Below are 15,708 nucleotides of genomic sequence, written 5' to 3'. Positions count from 1 at the left end.
CTTCTAAATAGACAGCGGGCGTGAGTTACACTATGTAGTAAAGTAATTTACTGAAATACTGCGTATTGTTACGTACTGAGGCGTGGAAGGCTCAACTATGGTCACGATGAAGGAAATCGCACAGAGATCAGGCTTCTCGCAGGCCACGGTATCCCGGCTGCTCAATGGGGACCCGACATTGTCCGTCAAAGAGGAGACGCGACGTCGCATCATCGAGGTCAGCGAGCAGCTTGGCTACGCTACCGGATCACGCCGTATCGCATTGCCACGCCGTGTGGCCGTACTCGACAACGCCACCCGCGAGGAAGAACTGGCGGACGCCTATTTCGATGAACTGCGGTCCGTGCTTGGCGACAATGCCAGAGCCCAGCACATGGAACTCACGTCGTTTTCCCATATCGACGATCTGATTGCCAACGCCGGTGATTTCGACGGCTTCATCTCCATCGGACCGTCCGTACTCTCTTCGGATGGACTGTTGAAGCTCCACCTGGCATTGCCCCATGGCGTGTTCATCGACATCAACCCGGCGCCCAGCCTGTTCGATTCGGTGCAGCCGGACCTGGGGCAGACCATCCTGGAGGCCTTGGACGTGCTGATGGCCTCCGGCAAGCGCCGCATCGGCTACATCGGCGGCGCCGGCTTCACGATGGGTCTGCACGAATACCCCGAAGACGGCCGTCTGACCGCATTCCGCAACTGGACCGAGCGTCTGGGGCTGGATACGGAGGGGCTGATCTATGCGCAGGGCGCCTTCACCGTGGACACCGGACGTGTCCTAGGCCATCAGGCGGTCAAGGACCACCGCGACGACATGCCGGATGCGTTCATCGTGGCCGCCGATTCGATCGCGGTCGGCGTACTGCAGTCGTTCACCGCGGCGGGCGTGTTGGTACCGCGCGACACCAGCGTGATCAGCATCAACAACCAATCCATCGCCCAATACACCTCGCCGACGCTGACCAGCTACGACATCGACCAGAACGAACTGGCCGACACGGCGATCACGATGCTCGCCGAGGCCATCTCCAGCAAACGCACGCTGCGGCACCACACGTTCATCTCCACCACCCTCGTGGTGCGGGACAGTTTCGTTCCCGTGCGATGAGCGTAAGGACGGCCCCGCAACGCACGGCCGCGTGGTTGCCGATGGGGCGGTGCGGGCCTATGCTGGTGCGTGAAACGTCTGTCAGGGGCGGTTAATGTCGATCGCCCGGTATGTCCCTGTTGCGGGGTCGCCGACAACGAACGAGGATGGTGGGGCCGTGGGCGTCGCCGTCCCCGCGTCAGGTCGGTGTGCGTGACGGTGGTGGGGCGTCTTGACGGCGCGGTGCGATGGTTTTTGGAGGAACCGCAATGAGCAGTCAGGAGAACACGATCATGCTGCTGCAGCCCGGTGCGTTGCAGCAGCGGACGCCGATGCGCAGCCGCTGCGATGTGACGATGGACGCGATCAAATCGTATATTCTGCGGGAGCGGCTCCAGCCGGGCGATCTGTTGCCGACGGAGGTCGAACTGTGCGAGGCCGTGGGCGCGTCGCGTTCGTCCGTGCGCGAAGCGGTGCGCAAGCTCGAAGGGCTCAACATCGTCAATGTCGAACACGGCAGGGGGACGTTCGTCGGTTCGCTGTCCCTCGACCCCATGGTGGAGACGCTGGCGTTTCGCTCGATGGTGTCGGTGGGCAAGAACTTCGACGATCTGAAGGACGTCGTGGAGCTGAGGAGGTTCCTCGACCTCGGATGCGCGGATGAGGTGTGCGCGAAGGTCAAGGGGACGGAACAGCCCGAGCTCGGTGCGCTCGTCGACGCCATGGTCTCGTCCGCCGAACGGGGCGAGGATTTCCTGTATGCCGACATCGACTTCCATATGGGACTGCTGGATCCGCTCGGCAACACCATCGCCAAGCAGATGGTGCATTCCCTGTGGCTCGTGCACATGGCCGTGCTCCCGCAGATCGGCTTGGCGCCTTCGGAGAAGATGCTTGACACGGCCGAGGCGCACCGTCGCATGCTGGATGCGGCGATCGCCGGCGACGCCCAGATGTACCGTGAGGCCGTGCGCGAGCATTACCGGCCAATCGAATCGATACTGCGCGAACACCTCCCCGTGCGCTGACGCGTGGTCGCTGCGGGGGGTCGGTCCACGATCCGTATGCGCCGCCCGACACGAGGCGCGGCGCACTGATATACATCAGATGTCTGATGTATAATCGGGGATGTACATGTCTCAACCATTTCATATTTCGAGGAGGAAATATGAAGCCGGAATTCATCGTTGGCGCGTATGCGTCGCTTCCGCAGGGGCGTCCGTCGCAGGAACTGTACTACATGCTGCTGGGCGAGCAGTCATGGGTCCGCGGGACGGAACTGCCGTTCCCCGGCGACCTTGCGAATGAGGACGACCGCCATTGGCTCGCCAAACACCTGCCCGCCCACTGGCACACGAACTCGGTCACGGCCATCCCCGGCACGATGCGGCGCATGAACGAGGATCCGTGGTTCGGACTCGCCAGCCCGCAGGAGGCCGGGCGCCGCGATGCGATCGGATTCTTCGAGGACCTGCGACGCGCCGTCGCCGACGTCGCGCGCGTCCGCGGCGCGCAGGACATCGCCTACATCGAACTGCACAGCGCACCAAGACGGGTCTCCGATGCCGAGCGTATGGAGGAATCGTTGCGACTGCTCGCATCATGGGATTGGAGCGGCGCACGACTCGTCATCGAACATTGCGACCGCTACATAGACGGGCAGGAGCCGGAAAAGGGCTTCCTCCGCCTCGACGACGAGATCGCGTTGTGCAAGGAGCTGGGAATCGGACTGACCATCAACTGGGGACGGTCCGCGGTCGAAGGCCGAAGCGCGCGGACCGCGCTGGAACACGTGCGCCGGTGCGCCGACGCCGACACGCTTACCGGACTGATGTTCTCGGGAGCGGGGCCGAAGGAGACGATCTATGGATACCCGTGGATCGACGGACATCTGCCGATGAATCCGGACGAGCCGACATCGCTTATGGATGCGGATGCGATCGCCGAATGCATGCACGCCGCAAACACGCAGAAACGGCCGATCGCCTATGTCGGCGCGAAGGTGTGCGTGCCACGGGACGCGACGCTCGACGAGCGCGTGCGCTACCTGTCGCACATCCATGAGGCGGTGGAACAATGAGCGATTTCCTCGCATTCGACATCGGAGGCACGAAGATCGCCAGCGGGTTCGTCCGGCTGTCCGACGGCGATGACGCTCCCACCGTGTTGCTGCGCGATGAGGAGCCGACACACGCCTCGCAGGGAGGCGACGCCGTGCGCGAGCGCATCGTCGCGTCCGCGCGCCGTCAGCTCGACCGCGCGCGCGCCCAAGGCATAGAGCCGTGCGGCATCGGCATCGCGGCCGCCGGCGTGCCCGACGGCGAGACCGGCGAGATCATCGCCGCGACGGATCTGCTCCCCGGATGGAAAGGCCAGCGGATCTACGATGCGTTCGGCGCAATCACCGATCTGCCGGTGCATATGGTCGGCGACGTCGTCGCGCATGGGCTCGGCGAAGCGCATTACGGCGCGGGGCGTGGCGCCCGTGTCCTCTTGTCGATCGGCGTGGGCACCGGCATCGGCGGCGCGATCATCGTCGGCGGCGTGCCGTTCCTCGGCGCGCATGGCATGGCGGGACACGCCGGACATGTCGTGAGCGCTCTCGGTGCCGGGGTCCCGTGCTCGTGCGGAAGCGTCGAGGGGCATGTCGAACCGGTCGCAAGCGGCACCGGACTGGCGACGTTGTACAACATGCGCGCCGGTGGCGAACCGGTGCGCAATGGCGGCGACGTCGCCGCGCTTGCGGCGGATGGCGATGCGCTTGCCTCATCGGTCATCGAAGACAGCGCCCGGGCGCTCGGCGCGTGCATCGGAGGCATGGCGAATCTGGTGGATCCCGACGGCATCGTCGTCTCCGGGTCGGTCGTGAATGCGGGGCCGGTGTGGTGGGATGCGTTGCGCGATGGGTTCGCCCGTTCCGCATTGCCATTGCTGCGCGATGTGCGGATGCGTGAGGGCGAGCTCGGCGGCGACGCGCCGCTCATCGGCGCGGCCGTCGCGTCCCGTCGCGTCGTCGGTTGATCGGGCCGTCGCGTTCGGGCGCGGCGTCCGGCATACTCTGTGCAAGGAAAGGATACATAATGATGAGCAGGAATCCGGTTATCGAACGTGTGAAAGGCGGACTCATCGTCAGCTGCCAGGCGTACCCCGGCGAACCGCTGCGCCACCCGGAGACGATGGCGCAGATGGCGATGGCGGCCGTCGAGGGCGGCGCGGTCGGCATCCGCTGTCAGGGACTCGCCGACATAGCGGCGATAAAGGGCCAGGTGGACGTGCCGGTCATCGGCATCTGGAAGGACGGTTCGCAAGGCGTGTACATCACGCCGACGCTGCGTCATGCGCGCTGTTGCGCGGCGGCGGGCGCGGACATCGTGGCCTTGGATGCGACGGGACGGCCGCGCCCGGACGGGCGGACCTATGCGCAGACCGTGCAGGCGCTGCACGATGAGGGCGTCACGGTCATGGCCGATTGCGGCAGCTTCGACGATGCGCGCCGCGCCGTCGATGCGGGCAGCGACATCATCTCGACGACGCTTTCCGGGTACACGGGCGAACGGGAGAAGACCGACGGCCCCGATCTCGAGTTGCTCGAGTACATGGTGTCGTCGTTCCCCGATACGCCTGTGCTATGCGAGGGCCGCATCCATACGCCCGAACAGCTGCATGACGTGATGAGCCGCGGCGCGTGGGCGGCCGTCGTCGGCACGGCGATCACCCATCCGACGTCGATCACGCGCTGGTTCGCCGCCCGGCTCGACCATTAGCGGCCGGTGGGGGCGTGTTCGGGAACATGCGTCGCACACGTGTTCCCGAACACGCCCTCAGTGCGTTTCGGCCGCGCCGAATACGCTCAACGGCAGCATGGTGAAGTACAATCCCGCGGTCTCGCGCTCCCAGAGTAATCCGAGTTCGCCGTCCGGCAGCATCGTCATGCACTGATAGCCGTAATGATAGGGGTTGATGCAGCGATGCGCCGCCCATGTGCGTGCGCCGTCCAGACTCAGTCGCAGCACCCCGTTGCCGCGATACGGCAGCATCTGGCTTGCGTTCGCGAACACCATCGTGTCCGATAGCGGCGCGCAGGCCACGGCGTTCGGTTGGCAGAAGATGTCGGGGACGTCTTTGTCGAAGTACAGGTCATCCCATGTCTCGCCGCCGTCGTGGCTGAGCGCGACGCCGATGCGCCCGGCATGGTTCTGGTTGCGGAAGAAGCACACGACGGTGCCATCCGCGCGCTCGACGAACACGGATTCGTGCGTGGTCGCGTCATCGTCCCGGATGTTCTTCGGGTCGACGGCGGTGCCGTTGACGATGCGGCCGTCGTTGATCATCGAACCACGTCGCCATGTGTCGCCGCCATCGTCGCTGATGAGCGCTCCGCCCGAGTAATGCTTGAGTGAGGCGCCGGTGCAGTAGAACGGGACGAGCAGACGCCCGCGATGTTCGGAGGCCTGGAGCTGGATGCCGTTGCCGGGCGAGACGCCCAGGAAGTGCATCCAATCCTCCTTGATCATGTGGTTGATGTTGCGTGGTGTGCTCCACGTCTCGCCGTCATCGTCGGAATGCAGTTCGATGATGAAGCTCGTGCGTTCGATGAGCAGTGATTCGTCGGGGTCAGCGCCCTCCTTGAGGTAGATGTTGCCCGAGGCCCGTCCCTCGTGCGTCACGTTGCCGTGCGCGTCGACCCGGTATCCGGTGCGCTCGCCGCCGCCGTCAAGCACCGTGCCGTCATCGGCGAGTACATAGCGTGTGCCTGCGCGATCGTACAGGCACGGTCGCCCGTGCCGGTCGACCCCGGTGCCGGGCGTGTTGTTCGGCAACCCGACGCCGCCGGCGAAGCGGTCGATGAGGACGGTGAGACGGCCATTGCGTTCGTCGCATACAAGACATGAGTCGATCGTGCACGCGCCGTCGACGCCTTCGCCTGGATTGGCGATCACGGTCTGCATGTCGAGCCAGGTGCGGCCACCGTCAAGCGACCTGCGCATGACGAAGTTGATGTGGTTCGGCGCGTCATTCGCAATCGCGGTGCGCTGGTCGGCGCCGGCGACGACCACGCCATGAGGGGTGCGGATGATCGAGGGGATGCGATAACTCACGGATCCGTGGTAACCCTTGTCGAACAGTGCGGTCGTCGTGAGCGCCGGTGCGTCCGAAAGCCTGCGGATCGCGCCGTCGGTGAGCGGGGTCGTGAAGACGCCGCCGTTGCGCACCTCGCCCATGAGCCTGACGCCTTCCGTGTTCTGCCCGATGGCCACCTCATCCAGTTGCGGCCAGTCGCCGAAGAACACCTGTCCCGCTTGATGCAGTTCGTGCCAGCCGTCGACGTACATGTCGATGGCGCCACGCGCGGAACGAATCGACAGATCATGCCATCGGCCGTCATCCCATGCGCCGCGCGCATGGTAGGTGGATGGCTCATACAGGCCATCCGCGGCCGTCATCGTGATGCCGTTGTCGTCGATCGAGACGGCGAGGCGTTCCTCGCCGCGCTCGCCGGCGGCGAGAAGCGTGCCGTACTGGCGGGGTCCGCGCACACGAAAATGCATGAAGATCGTGCCGGAACGTAGCGTGCGCACGCGGCGCACATCTCGCGGGGCGAGCTGGGCCGCGGCGAAGTCGATGTCCGGTGCGGGTCTCGGCGTCAAGGCGGCGATGCTTTCGGAGGTGAGGGGGATTGCATGCAGACGCATGTCGGTCACGTCGATGGACGGGCCCGCGAGGCGAATCGCGCCTTGGCCTGACCCCTCGGTTCCGGTGAGCGTCGTGGGGCACAGGTTCGCCGTGCCGCTGAAGCACTGGGAGCCGTCGAGGTAGACGCGCGTGCCGAACTCGCCGAATGTGAGCGCGAACGTGTGCATGGCGCCGTCGGCTATCCCCGTCGTGTCCTCGATGTCGAAATCGACGCGCTGTCGTGGCGTCGTCGCGCGCACGCGCAGAGCGTCATGTTCGATGGCGCATATGAGGAGCGGCGCGTCATTCGCCGATTCATTGACGGCATCGAAGATGCGGCCGTCCGCGTGTGCGCGGAATCTGCACGCGATCGTGCCTTCGGATGAGGGGAATGTTCGTTGTGACCAGCTGATCGGGTTGGATGCTGCCATGGTCAATGACTCTCCTTTGAGCGGGCCCGTATATATGCCGTGCCATGAATGGGACATCTGAAGTCATGGTATCCAACCAACGGGAAACATCAGACGTCTGATTTCAATGGTAGCGCACGTCGGGGGATGCCGCACCTGCGTGGCGCGTGGTTGGCGACATGCGGGTCGGGATATTTGAAATAAGACGTCAGACGTCTTATCATTAAACCCAGTTCAGCCCAGAAACGGAGGCACGGCGGATTGGCGGTCCGGCCGGCCTGGACGATTGTCGATGTCGACTATCGTCGAGTTGGACGCACGATGACACATTCTCAACGATGAGGAGATCTCAATGGTCAAGATTAATGCAAGGGTCAGGGCGGCCGTGGCGGCCATCCTGGCCGGCGGCATGGTTGTCGCCATGGCCGGCTGCGGCGGCTCGTCCGCCACGGCCGGCGCCACCGGCACCTCGATTCCAGACACGATCACGACGGAAGTGGCATACGCGAGCCGTGACTTCATGCCGAACACGACGTCCGGAGCGCTGCCGATGTCGGCGAACTGGCATGTCGTCGAACCGCTGTACGCGCTTGACTACACGACTTACAAGACATTCCCGGCGCTCGCCAAAGGCGCGCCTCAGAAGGTCTCCGACACCGAGTACGTGATCACGCTGCGTGACGGCGCGAAGTTCTCCGATGGCACGCCCGTCAAGGCGTCCGATGTCGTGAGCTCCTACAAGCGCTCGACCGCCGAAGGCAGCCTGTTCATCTCGATGCTCGACTTCATCGACTCCGTCGAGGCGAAGGGCGACAACCAGGTGGACTTCAAGCTCAAGGAAGCCTTCCCGATGTTCGAAAAGCGTCTGGCGCTCATCCCGATCGTCCCGTCCGGCAAGTCGGACGCCGAACTCAAGAAGATGCCCACCGGTTCCGGGCCGTGGAAGTACACGGCGATCACCGACCGGCAGGTGAGCTTCGAGAAGAACGACGCCTACAACGGCAAGTATCCGGCCCAGACAAAGAAGATGGTCTGGAACGTCAACGTCGACGACACCGCGCGAGTCACCGCGATGCAGGCCGGCAAGACGGACGTCATGGAAAACGTGCCCGCGAAGGCGGTGCAGACGCTGACGTCCTCGGGTTCCGACATCCAGACGGTGCAGGGCTTCAACCAGGCGTTCATCATGTTCAACACGAAGAAGAAGCCGTTCGACGACCCCCGCGTGCGTCAGGCCGTGTTCTACTCGATCGACACGAAGAAGCTCATCGACAACCAGCTGTCCGGACAGGCGCAGACCGTCACGAGTTTCCTGCCCGAGAACTTCGCGAACTACCATAAGGCGAAGAACGTCTACACGAAGAACACCGCGAAGGCCAAGGAACTGCTGAAGGAAGCAGGCGTCAACGGTCCGATCAAGACCACGCTGTACACGACCGACCAGACCTGGGTCACGCAGCTCGCCCCACAGATCAAGAACGATCTTGCGGAATCAGGCATCGACGTGGATATCCAGTCGATGAAGTCGTCGGCGTTGTATCCGTCGATCACCGACAAGGACGGCGCTGACTTCTCGATGGTTCTTGCCCCGGGCGATCCCTCGGTCTTCGGCAACGACCCCGACCTGCTGATGAACTGGTGGTACGGAGACAACGTCTGGACCAAGCAGCGCACGTTCTGGAAGGGGTCGGAAGGCTATGACGAGCTGCACGACCTGATGGGCAAGGCCCTGTCCGCGTCGAGCGATGCCGAGCGCCAGGACTACTGGAACCAGTGCTTCGATCTGCTTTCCGAGCAGGTGCCGCTTTATCCGCTCTTCCACCGCAAGGTGAGCACGGCCGTCAAGAAGGGTGTCTTCGACGAATACAAGACGATGGGCACGACGGGTCTCAACCTGGTCCAGGCCAAAGTCGCACAGTGAGCCACGCAAAGGAGCGATGGCGCAGAACCCTTCCCTGACGATCTGATACCAAGACAGGCCCGTTCATCTTGTTCCCCTTCCCTCCGCGATCCGTGGACGGGCCCGTCTTCCCCATTCCCTTATTCCCGATTCTTTCACCATTGGACATATCATGAGTAATTTCCTCAGACTTCTCGGGCGCAGATTGATCGCCCTGCCGTTCATGGCATTCGGAGTCATCTTTCTCGTGTTCTTCCTGATGTCGTTCTCGAAGTACGATCCCGCAGTCGCCGCGCTCGGCGAGAACGCGACCGGCGCGCAGCTGGAGGCGTTTCGGCACGAGATGGGCTACGACAAGCCTTGGTGGTCGCAGTTCTGGTCCTATCTGGTCGGTCTGTGCCATGGCGACATGGGCGTGTACGGCGTCAACAAGGACTCCGTTTCCGAGCGTATAGGACAAGCGTTCCCGATCACACTGCAGCTCACGTTCATCGGACTGCTCATTGCGGTCGTCATCGCAATCATCTTCGGCGTGCTCGCCGCGCTCTACCGTGATACGTGGGTGGACCAGACGATCCGCGTCCTTTCGATCATCGCGATCGCGACGCCGTCGTTCTGGCTCGGCGTGCTGCTCATCTACGTGCTGCAGATCAAGCTCTCCTGGCTGCCCGGCGCGGGTCCGCTCGTCCCGTTCTCGCAGGATCCGGGTGCCTATCTCGAACGCATGGCCATGCCGACCTTTGCGCTTGGTCTGCCGGTCGCCGGCCAGCTTACACGCATCATCCGCACGTCGATGGTCGAGGAGCTCGACAAGGACTACGTGCGCACCGCGATCGGCGCGGGCGTGCCGAAGGGCGTCGTCGTGGCGCGCAACGTCTTCCGCAACGCGCTCATCACGCCGATCACAACGTTGGGCATGAAAATCGGCTACCTGCTCGGAGGCGCTATCGTCATCGAAGTCATCTTCGCACTCCCCGGCATGGGCACGGCGATGTTCGATGGCATCAACGGCAACGAGCCGACGCTCGTGCAAGGTGTAGTGCTCATCGTGGCGCTCTCGTTCATCATCATCAATATCGTGGTTGATCTGCTTTACGTGCTGATTAACCCGAGGATTAGGACGGTGTGAGATGCTGTTCGGACAAAACGAAGTCGTCAAGGCGGCGGCGACCAAACCCAAGGTCAGGTTCAACCGCTTCAACAAGATGACGTTGGGATCGAAGATCTCGTTCATCGTGATCCTGCTGCTCGTCGTCGCGGCGGTGTTCGCTCCGGTGATCACGCCGTACAGCCCGATGGCGATCACCGAAAGCTATCAGGCCCCGACGGGCGCCCACCTGTTCGGCACCGACAACCTTGGCCGTGACGTGCTCACGCGAGTCATCTTCGGTGCGCGATACTCGCTCGTCATCGGTTTGTCATCGATCGCGTTCGCGCTCGTCCTCGGCTCGATCATCGGTGCGATCGCCGCCGTGAGCCGCGCATGGATCTCCGAAATCATCATGCGACTGATCGACATCGTCATGTCGATTCCCGGCATCGCGCTCGCCGCAGTGTTCGTGGCCGTGCTCGGCCAGTCGATGATCGGCATCATCATCTCGATCGGCGTTCTTTACGTTCCGCAGATCGCAAGAATCGTGCGCGCCAACATCATCAGCGAATACGGCAAGGATTACGTCAGGGCGGTCATCGTCTCCGGCGCGCGTGCCCCGTGGATTCTCATCAAGCACGTCATGCGCAACATCGCGGCGCCGGTCATGGTGTTCACGACCCTATCCGTCGCCGACGCGATCGTCTTCGAAGCGTCACTGAGCTTCATCAATGCCGGCATCCCCGAGCCGACGCCTACATGGGGCAACATCCTGTCGTCCGCGAAGGAAGGCGTCATCTTCGGGTATTGGTGGCAGGCGCTGTACCCCGGTCTTGCGATCATGATCACCGTACTGTGCCTGAACATCCTGTCCGAAGGCATAACCGACGCGATGGTGGCGGCCCCGACCGCCCCGGTCGAGAAGACCGCGGCCGACGTGGCTGCCGACCGCAAGGAAGACCGTCTGCTCACCGACCCGGTCGCGGCCTACGCCGAGCAGCATGATGCGCTCGTCGATTCGCTCACCAAGCTGCGCAACGCCGAACTCAAGCGCACCGATCGCCTTGAGCCGTGGAGCACCGAACCCCCCGTGCTCGAGGTCAAGGATCTGTGCATCCAGTTCCCGCGCTACGGCGACGTCAACGTCGTCGACCACCTCAACTTCTCCGTACGTCCGGGGGAGACGATGGGTCTCGTCGGCGAGTCCGGCTGCGGCAAGTCGATCACCTCGCTCGCCATCATGGGCCTGCTCGACCCGAAGGCGAGAATCAGCGGCGAGATCCTGCTCAACGGCAGGAACCTCGTGGGATGCGATCAGCGCCAATACAATAAGATCCGCGGCCATGAGATCGCGATGATCTACCAGGATGCGCTGAGCTCGCTCAACCCGTCGATGCTCATCAAGACGCAGATGAAGCAGCTGACGAAGCGCGGCGGCACGCGCAGCGCCGAGGAACTGCTCGAACTCGTCGGCCTTGATCCCAAGCGCACGCTTGAATCGTATCCGCACGAGCTTTCCGGCGGCCAGCGCCAGCGTGTGCTTATCGCCATGGCGCTGACCCGTGACCCGAAGCTCATCATCGCCGACGAACCGACGACCGCACTTGACGTGACCGTGCAGAAGCAGGTCATCGATCTGCTCAACTCGCTGCGCAAGAAGCTCGGCTTCGCCATGGTCTTCGTTTCCCACGATCTCGCGCTCGTGGCCAAGGTCGCCCATTCGATCACCGTCATGTATGCGGGGCAGGTCGTCGAGCAGGGTTCGACGAAGGAGATCCTCACCGACCCCCGTCACGAGTACACCCGTGGCCTGCTTGGTGCCGTCACGTCGATCGAAGCGGGCGCCCCGCGTCTGCACCAGGTGCCCGGCACGGTTCCGAGCCCGATCGACTTCCCGAAGGGCGATCGCTTCGCTCCGCGCTCCTCGCATCCGGACGTCGGCCTCGACACGAGGCCGGTCATGGTCCGTGTGCCCGGCACATGGCACTTCTATGCGGCGCAGCCGGGCACCCCGTTGCCCGAACCGGCCAACTACACCCGTGCCGACGAACACATGCTCCAGGAGCCGGCCAAAGTGGAGAAGGCCTCCGAAGAGAACTCCGCGAGAGCCGCAGAAGCCGAGATCGGCGACATGACGATCACCGCTGCCGAAGACCCGCGGGACGGAAAGGAAGGCGCACGATGAGCGAACGCATCGATCTGACGAAACCCCATGAGAACAAGAACGTCCCGATCATCGAACTGAAGGACGCGAAGGTCGTGTTCACGACCCGTGCGGGTTCGGGCCTGTTCCACCGCAACAGGATTACCGCCGTCAACGGCGTGAATCTCAAGCTCATGCCGGGCAAGACGATTGGCATCGTCGGCGAGTCCGGCTGCGGCAAGTCGACGACGGCGAACGTGATGTGCGGACTGCAGTCGCTCACGTCCGGGCAGGTGCTGTTCAAAGGACAGGACGTCACGCATCGCACCGCGAAGGAGCGCATGGAAATCGGCCGTGTCGTCTCGGTCGTCTTCCAGGATCCGGCGACCGCGCTGAACGCCCGCATGAGCGTTGCCGATCAGCTCATCGATCCGCTCGCCGTGCACCATCTCGGCGGCAAGAAGGAACGCGACAAGCGCGCCCATGAGCTGATCCGCATGGTCGGTCTGCCGTTCTCGGTGCTCGGCGCCCTCCCCGGGCAGCTTTCCGGCGGCCAGCGTCAGCGTGTGGCGATCGCACGCGCGCTTTCGCTCAACCCGGATGCGATCATCGCCGACGAGCCGACGAGCGCGCTCGACGTCTCGGTGCGCGCGCAGATTCTGAACCTGTTGAGCGATCTCAAACGTCGGCTCGGTTTGTCGATGGTCTTCATCAGTCACGACATCCAGACGATTCGCTACATCTCCGATGACGTCATCGTCATGAACCACGGCACGATCGTGGAACATGGCACCGCCGACGAGGTGATGCGCCATCCGGTCGACGACTACACGAGGACGCTCATGGCGGCCGCGCCATCCTTGCTGCATCCAACGGCCGAGGAGTGCGCATAGCGGCACACACGTCTCCGGTGGCGCGCGTCTCACGCGGCGTGCGCCACCGGACCGACAACACCCATCCACCATCCGTATCAACACGCCGAGTGCCACGTTCGACGATGGACCGGCGCACCATATCCCCTACACACAAAGGATCAATCATGGCACAGCAATTCCACGGCGTCATTCCGCCGGCGGTCACCCCGCTCACCGCAGACCAGGAGCTCGACCTGCCGAGCTTCACCCGCTCGATCAACCGCATGATCGACGCCGGGATCAACGGCATATTCACGCTCGGCTCGTCGGGCGAGGTCGCGTTCAGCACCGATGCCCGCCGCGAGGAGATCATTCGCGCGGCGATCGACATCGTCGACGGTCGTGTGCCGGTGTTCGTCGGCTGCATCGACACCGAAACGAACCGCGTGATCGAACACGCCCGCCAAGCCCGTGAGCTCGGCGCGTCGGCGATCGTCGCGACCGCGCCGTTCTATGCGCTCGGCGGCATGGCCGAAGTCGAACGGCACTTCCGTCTCATCCACGAGGCGGTTCCCGATCTGCCGCTGTTCGCCTACGATATTCCGGTGTGCGTGCACACGAAACTGCCCGGCGACATGCTCGTGCGTCTGGGACTCGACGGCGTTCTTGCGGGCGTCAAGGATTCCTCGAACGATGACGTCTCGTTCCGTTTCCTGGTCGATGACAACAACAAGGCGGGCCATCCGCTGACGCTGCTCACCGGGCAGGAGGTCGTCGTCGACGGCGCCTACATGGCCGGCGCGGACGGCTCCGTCCCCGGACTCGCGAATGTGGAGGCGACCGCATACGTGCGCATGTGGAACGCCTACCGGAAAGGCGATTGGGGTTCCGTGCGCACCGAACAGGACAAGATGGCGGCGCTCATGCGCATCACCAGCGTCGTGCAGGGTGTGCAGGGGTTCGGCGCCGGCGTCGGCGCATTCAAGACGGCGCTCGCGTTGCTCGGCGTCTTCGATACGAACCAGATGCCCAATCCGGTCGCGCCGCTCGCCGGTGAGAACGTCGAACGCATCGCCGCGGTGCTTAAGGACTGCGGACTGCCGCTCGCTCGCACGCCGCTCGAAGTGAGCGAATCCACCGTCGTCAAGGGCTGAGGAAAGCCCCGGGCCGTGGGCTCGCCGCGATGTGCCGGCGCGTGGGATCCGACGCGCCGGCACATCGATCAGGCGTTGAACACGTACTGGTCAAGGCGGCGCATGGCCTCCTTGACGCGGCTCAAGGGCAATGCGAGATTGACGCGGATGCTGTAGGGGGCCTGGAACATGTCGCCGTCCTGCCACGCGACGCCCACATCCCAACCGCGTTTCTCCAACTCAGGCAGGCTCAGGCCGTGGCGTTCGCACCACTGCTCGCAGTTGAGCAGCAGCATGTAGGTGCCTTCCGGTTTGGCCAGACTCACGCCTTGGAAATGCCCGGTGATGTAGTCGTAGGCGTAATCGACGTTGCCGGTGAGCACCGCCTTCAATTCGTCGAGCCACTCATGGCCTTCGGGCCGGTAGGCGCCGATCAGCGCGTGCATGGAAAGCACGTTCATGTCGTTGTAGTGGCATTTCGAGCTTTTGGCCACGATGCGGTCCCGGAGCGTGGGATTGTAGATGATGTGGTAGCTTCCCACCAGTCCGGCGAGATTGAAGGTCTTGCTGGGCGCGTAGAACGCCACGGTCCTGTTGCGTGCGTCCTCGCTGACCGATTGGGTGGGGATGTGCCGGTGGTCGCCCAACGTCAGATCCGACCAGATTTCGTCGGAGATCACCACGCAGTCGTTGGCCCGGTACACCTCCATGGCCTTCTCGATCTCCCAACGCTCCCATACACGCCCGCAGGGATTGTGGGGACTGCAGAAGACGGCCACATGGATGTGATGCTCCTTGAGCTTCCTGTCCATATCCTCGTAATCCATGCGCCATACGCCGTGCTCGTCCAGCGTGAGCGGGCTGTGGACGATGCGGTAGCCGTTGTTTTCGATACTCCGGGTGAACCCGATATAGGTCGGGCTATGCAGCAGCACGCCGTCGCCGGGGGCGGCGAACGCAGTCAGCGCGCTGATCACGCCGCCCAGGACCCCGTTCTCGTAGCCGATCGCCTCCCGGGTCAATCCGGTGACCCCGTTGCGCGTGGACTGCCAGTCGATGATGGAGCCGTAATAGTCGTCGGTGGGGGAGAAGTACCCGTAGGCGGGATGCTTCGCCCGTTCGATGATGGCCTGCGGGATCGTGGGCACGGTCGGGAAGTTCATGTCCGCCACCCACATGGGGATGACGTCGAAACCCTCACGTGGCGGGTCCGGTGCGAATCCCGGGTCGGTGCCCAGTCCGTCGACCGCGATCGAATCCATGCCATGCCTGTTCATGATGGACGTGAAATCATACGTCATTGTCCGACAATCCTTTCTCGGTCCGTGGTGGCTGGTCTCAATCTAAATCGGGCTCCTGACGGTGCCGTGGCCGTGGGCCGGCGATTTGACCGCGTGGCGTGTTAGGATATGCACCGT

At 63.6% G+C, this 15,708-nt stretch carries 12 protein-coding genes; 10 read left to right on the top strand and 2 right to left on the bottom strand.

The features are described 5' to 3' along the window. The first annotated feature begins 97 nt into the window (after window positions 1-97). From FYJ31_RS06220 to FYJ31_RS06200, 5 genes are all read left to right on the top strand, one after another. A complete protein-coding gene (locus tag FYJ31_RS06220) occupies window positions 98-1,108 on the top strand; it encodes a LacI family DNA-binding transcriptional regulator (protein ID WP_065436324.1) in 1,011 nt (336 codons plus the stop codon). 248 nt (window positions 1,109-1,356) lie between these two features. Further along, the gene (locus FYJ31_RS06215; protein WP_442778611.1) at window positions 1,357-2,115 is read left to right on the top strand and encodes a FadR/GntR family transcriptional regulator; all 759 of its coding nucleotides are present in this window, start codon (window positions 1,357-1,359) and stop codon (window positions 2,113-2,115) included. Window positions 2,116-2,255: 140 nt separating this feature from the next. Next, window positions 2,256-3,167, top strand: coding sequence for a DUF4862 family protein (locus tag FYJ31_RS06210; RefSeq protein ID WP_154536285.1), 912 nt, complete (start codon window positions 2,256-2,258; stop codon window positions 3,165-3,167). Further along, complete coding sequence (locus tag FYJ31_RS06205) at window positions 3,164-4,108, top strand: ROK family protein (RefSeq protein ID WP_154536284.1); 945 nt, start codon at window positions 3,164-3,166, stop codon at window positions 4,106-4,108. The genes FYJ31_RS06210 and FYJ31_RS06205 overlap by 4 nt, the downstream gene beginning before the upstream one ends. Before the next feature lie 59 nt (window positions 4,109-4,167). Then, the gene (locus tag FYJ31_RS06200; protein WP_012577043.1) at window positions 4,168-4,851 is read left to right on the top strand and encodes an N-acetylmannosamine-6-phosphate 2-epimerase; all 684 of its coding nucleotides are present in this window, start codon (window positions 4,168-4,170) and stop codon (window positions 4,849-4,851) included. 57 nt (window positions 4,852-4,908) lie between these two features. Here FYJ31_RS06200 and FYJ31_RS06195 read toward each other — a convergent pair whose 3' ends face one another. Then, window positions 4,909-7,191, bottom strand: a complete 2,283-nt coding sequence (locus tag FYJ31_RS06195) for a sialidase family protein (RefSeq protein ID WP_154536283.1) — start codon at window positions 7,189-7,191, stop codon at window positions 4,909-4,911. A 331-nt stretch (window positions 7,192-7,522) separates the two neighbouring features. On the opposite strand from FYJ31_RS06195, the gene FYJ31_RS06190 reads away from it, so the two are divergent. The 5 genes from FYJ31_RS06190 (at window position 7,523) to FYJ31_RS06170 (ending at window position 14,311) form a co-directional block, all read left to right on the top strand. Then, window positions 7,523-9,091, top strand: a complete 1,569-nt coding sequence (locus tag FYJ31_RS06190; protein ID WP_012577045.1) for an ABC transporter substrate-binding protein — start codon at window positions 7,523-7,525, stop codon at window positions 9,089-9,091. A gap of 151 nt (window positions 9,092-9,242) precedes the next feature. Then, window positions 9,243-10,199, top strand: a complete 957-nt coding sequence (locus FYJ31_RS06185; RefSeq protein ID WP_012577046.1) for an ABC transporter permease — start codon at window positions 9,243-9,245, stop codon at window positions 10,197-10,199. A gap of 1 nt (window position 10,200) precedes the next feature. Next, complete coding sequence (locus FYJ31_RS06180) at window positions 10,201-12,345, top strand: dipeptide/oligopeptide/nickel ABC transporter permease/ATP-binding protein (protein ID WP_154536282.1); 2,145 nt, start codon at window positions 10,201-10,203, stop codon at window positions 12,343-12,345. Further along, complete coding sequence (locus FYJ31_RS06175) at window positions 12,342-13,196, top strand: ABC transporter ATP-binding protein (protein WP_012577048.1); 855 nt, start codon at window positions 12,342-12,344, stop codon at window positions 13,194-13,196. The genes FYJ31_RS06180 and FYJ31_RS06175 overlap by 4 nt, the downstream gene beginning before the upstream one ends. 146 nt (window positions 13,197-13,342) lie before the next feature. Beyond that, window positions 13,343-14,311, top strand: a complete 969-nt coding sequence (locus FYJ31_RS06170; RefSeq protein ID WP_154536281.1) for a dihydrodipicolinate synthase family protein — start codon at window positions 13,343-13,345, stop codon at window positions 14,309-14,311. 68 nt (window positions 14,312-14,379) lie between these two features. Here FYJ31_RS06170 and FYJ31_RS06165 read toward each other — a convergent pair whose 3' ends face one another. Next, the gene (locus FYJ31_RS06165) at window positions 14,380-15,591 is read right to left on the bottom strand and encodes a MalY/PatB family protein (RefSeq protein ID WP_154536280.1); all 1,212 of its coding nucleotides are present in this window, start codon (window positions 15,589-15,591) and stop codon (window positions 14,380-14,382) included. Between the last annotated feature and the right edge of the window lie 117 nt (window positions 15,592-15,708).

The sequence above is a fragment of the Bifidobacterium sp. WCA-178-WT-4B genome (assembly GCF_009696495.1).
GTDB lineage: Bacteria > Actinomycetota > Actinomycetes > Actinomycetales > Bifidobacteriaceae > Bifidobacterium > Bifidobacterium infantis.
This window is presented reverse-complemented; position numbering and strand designations above follow the sequence as displayed.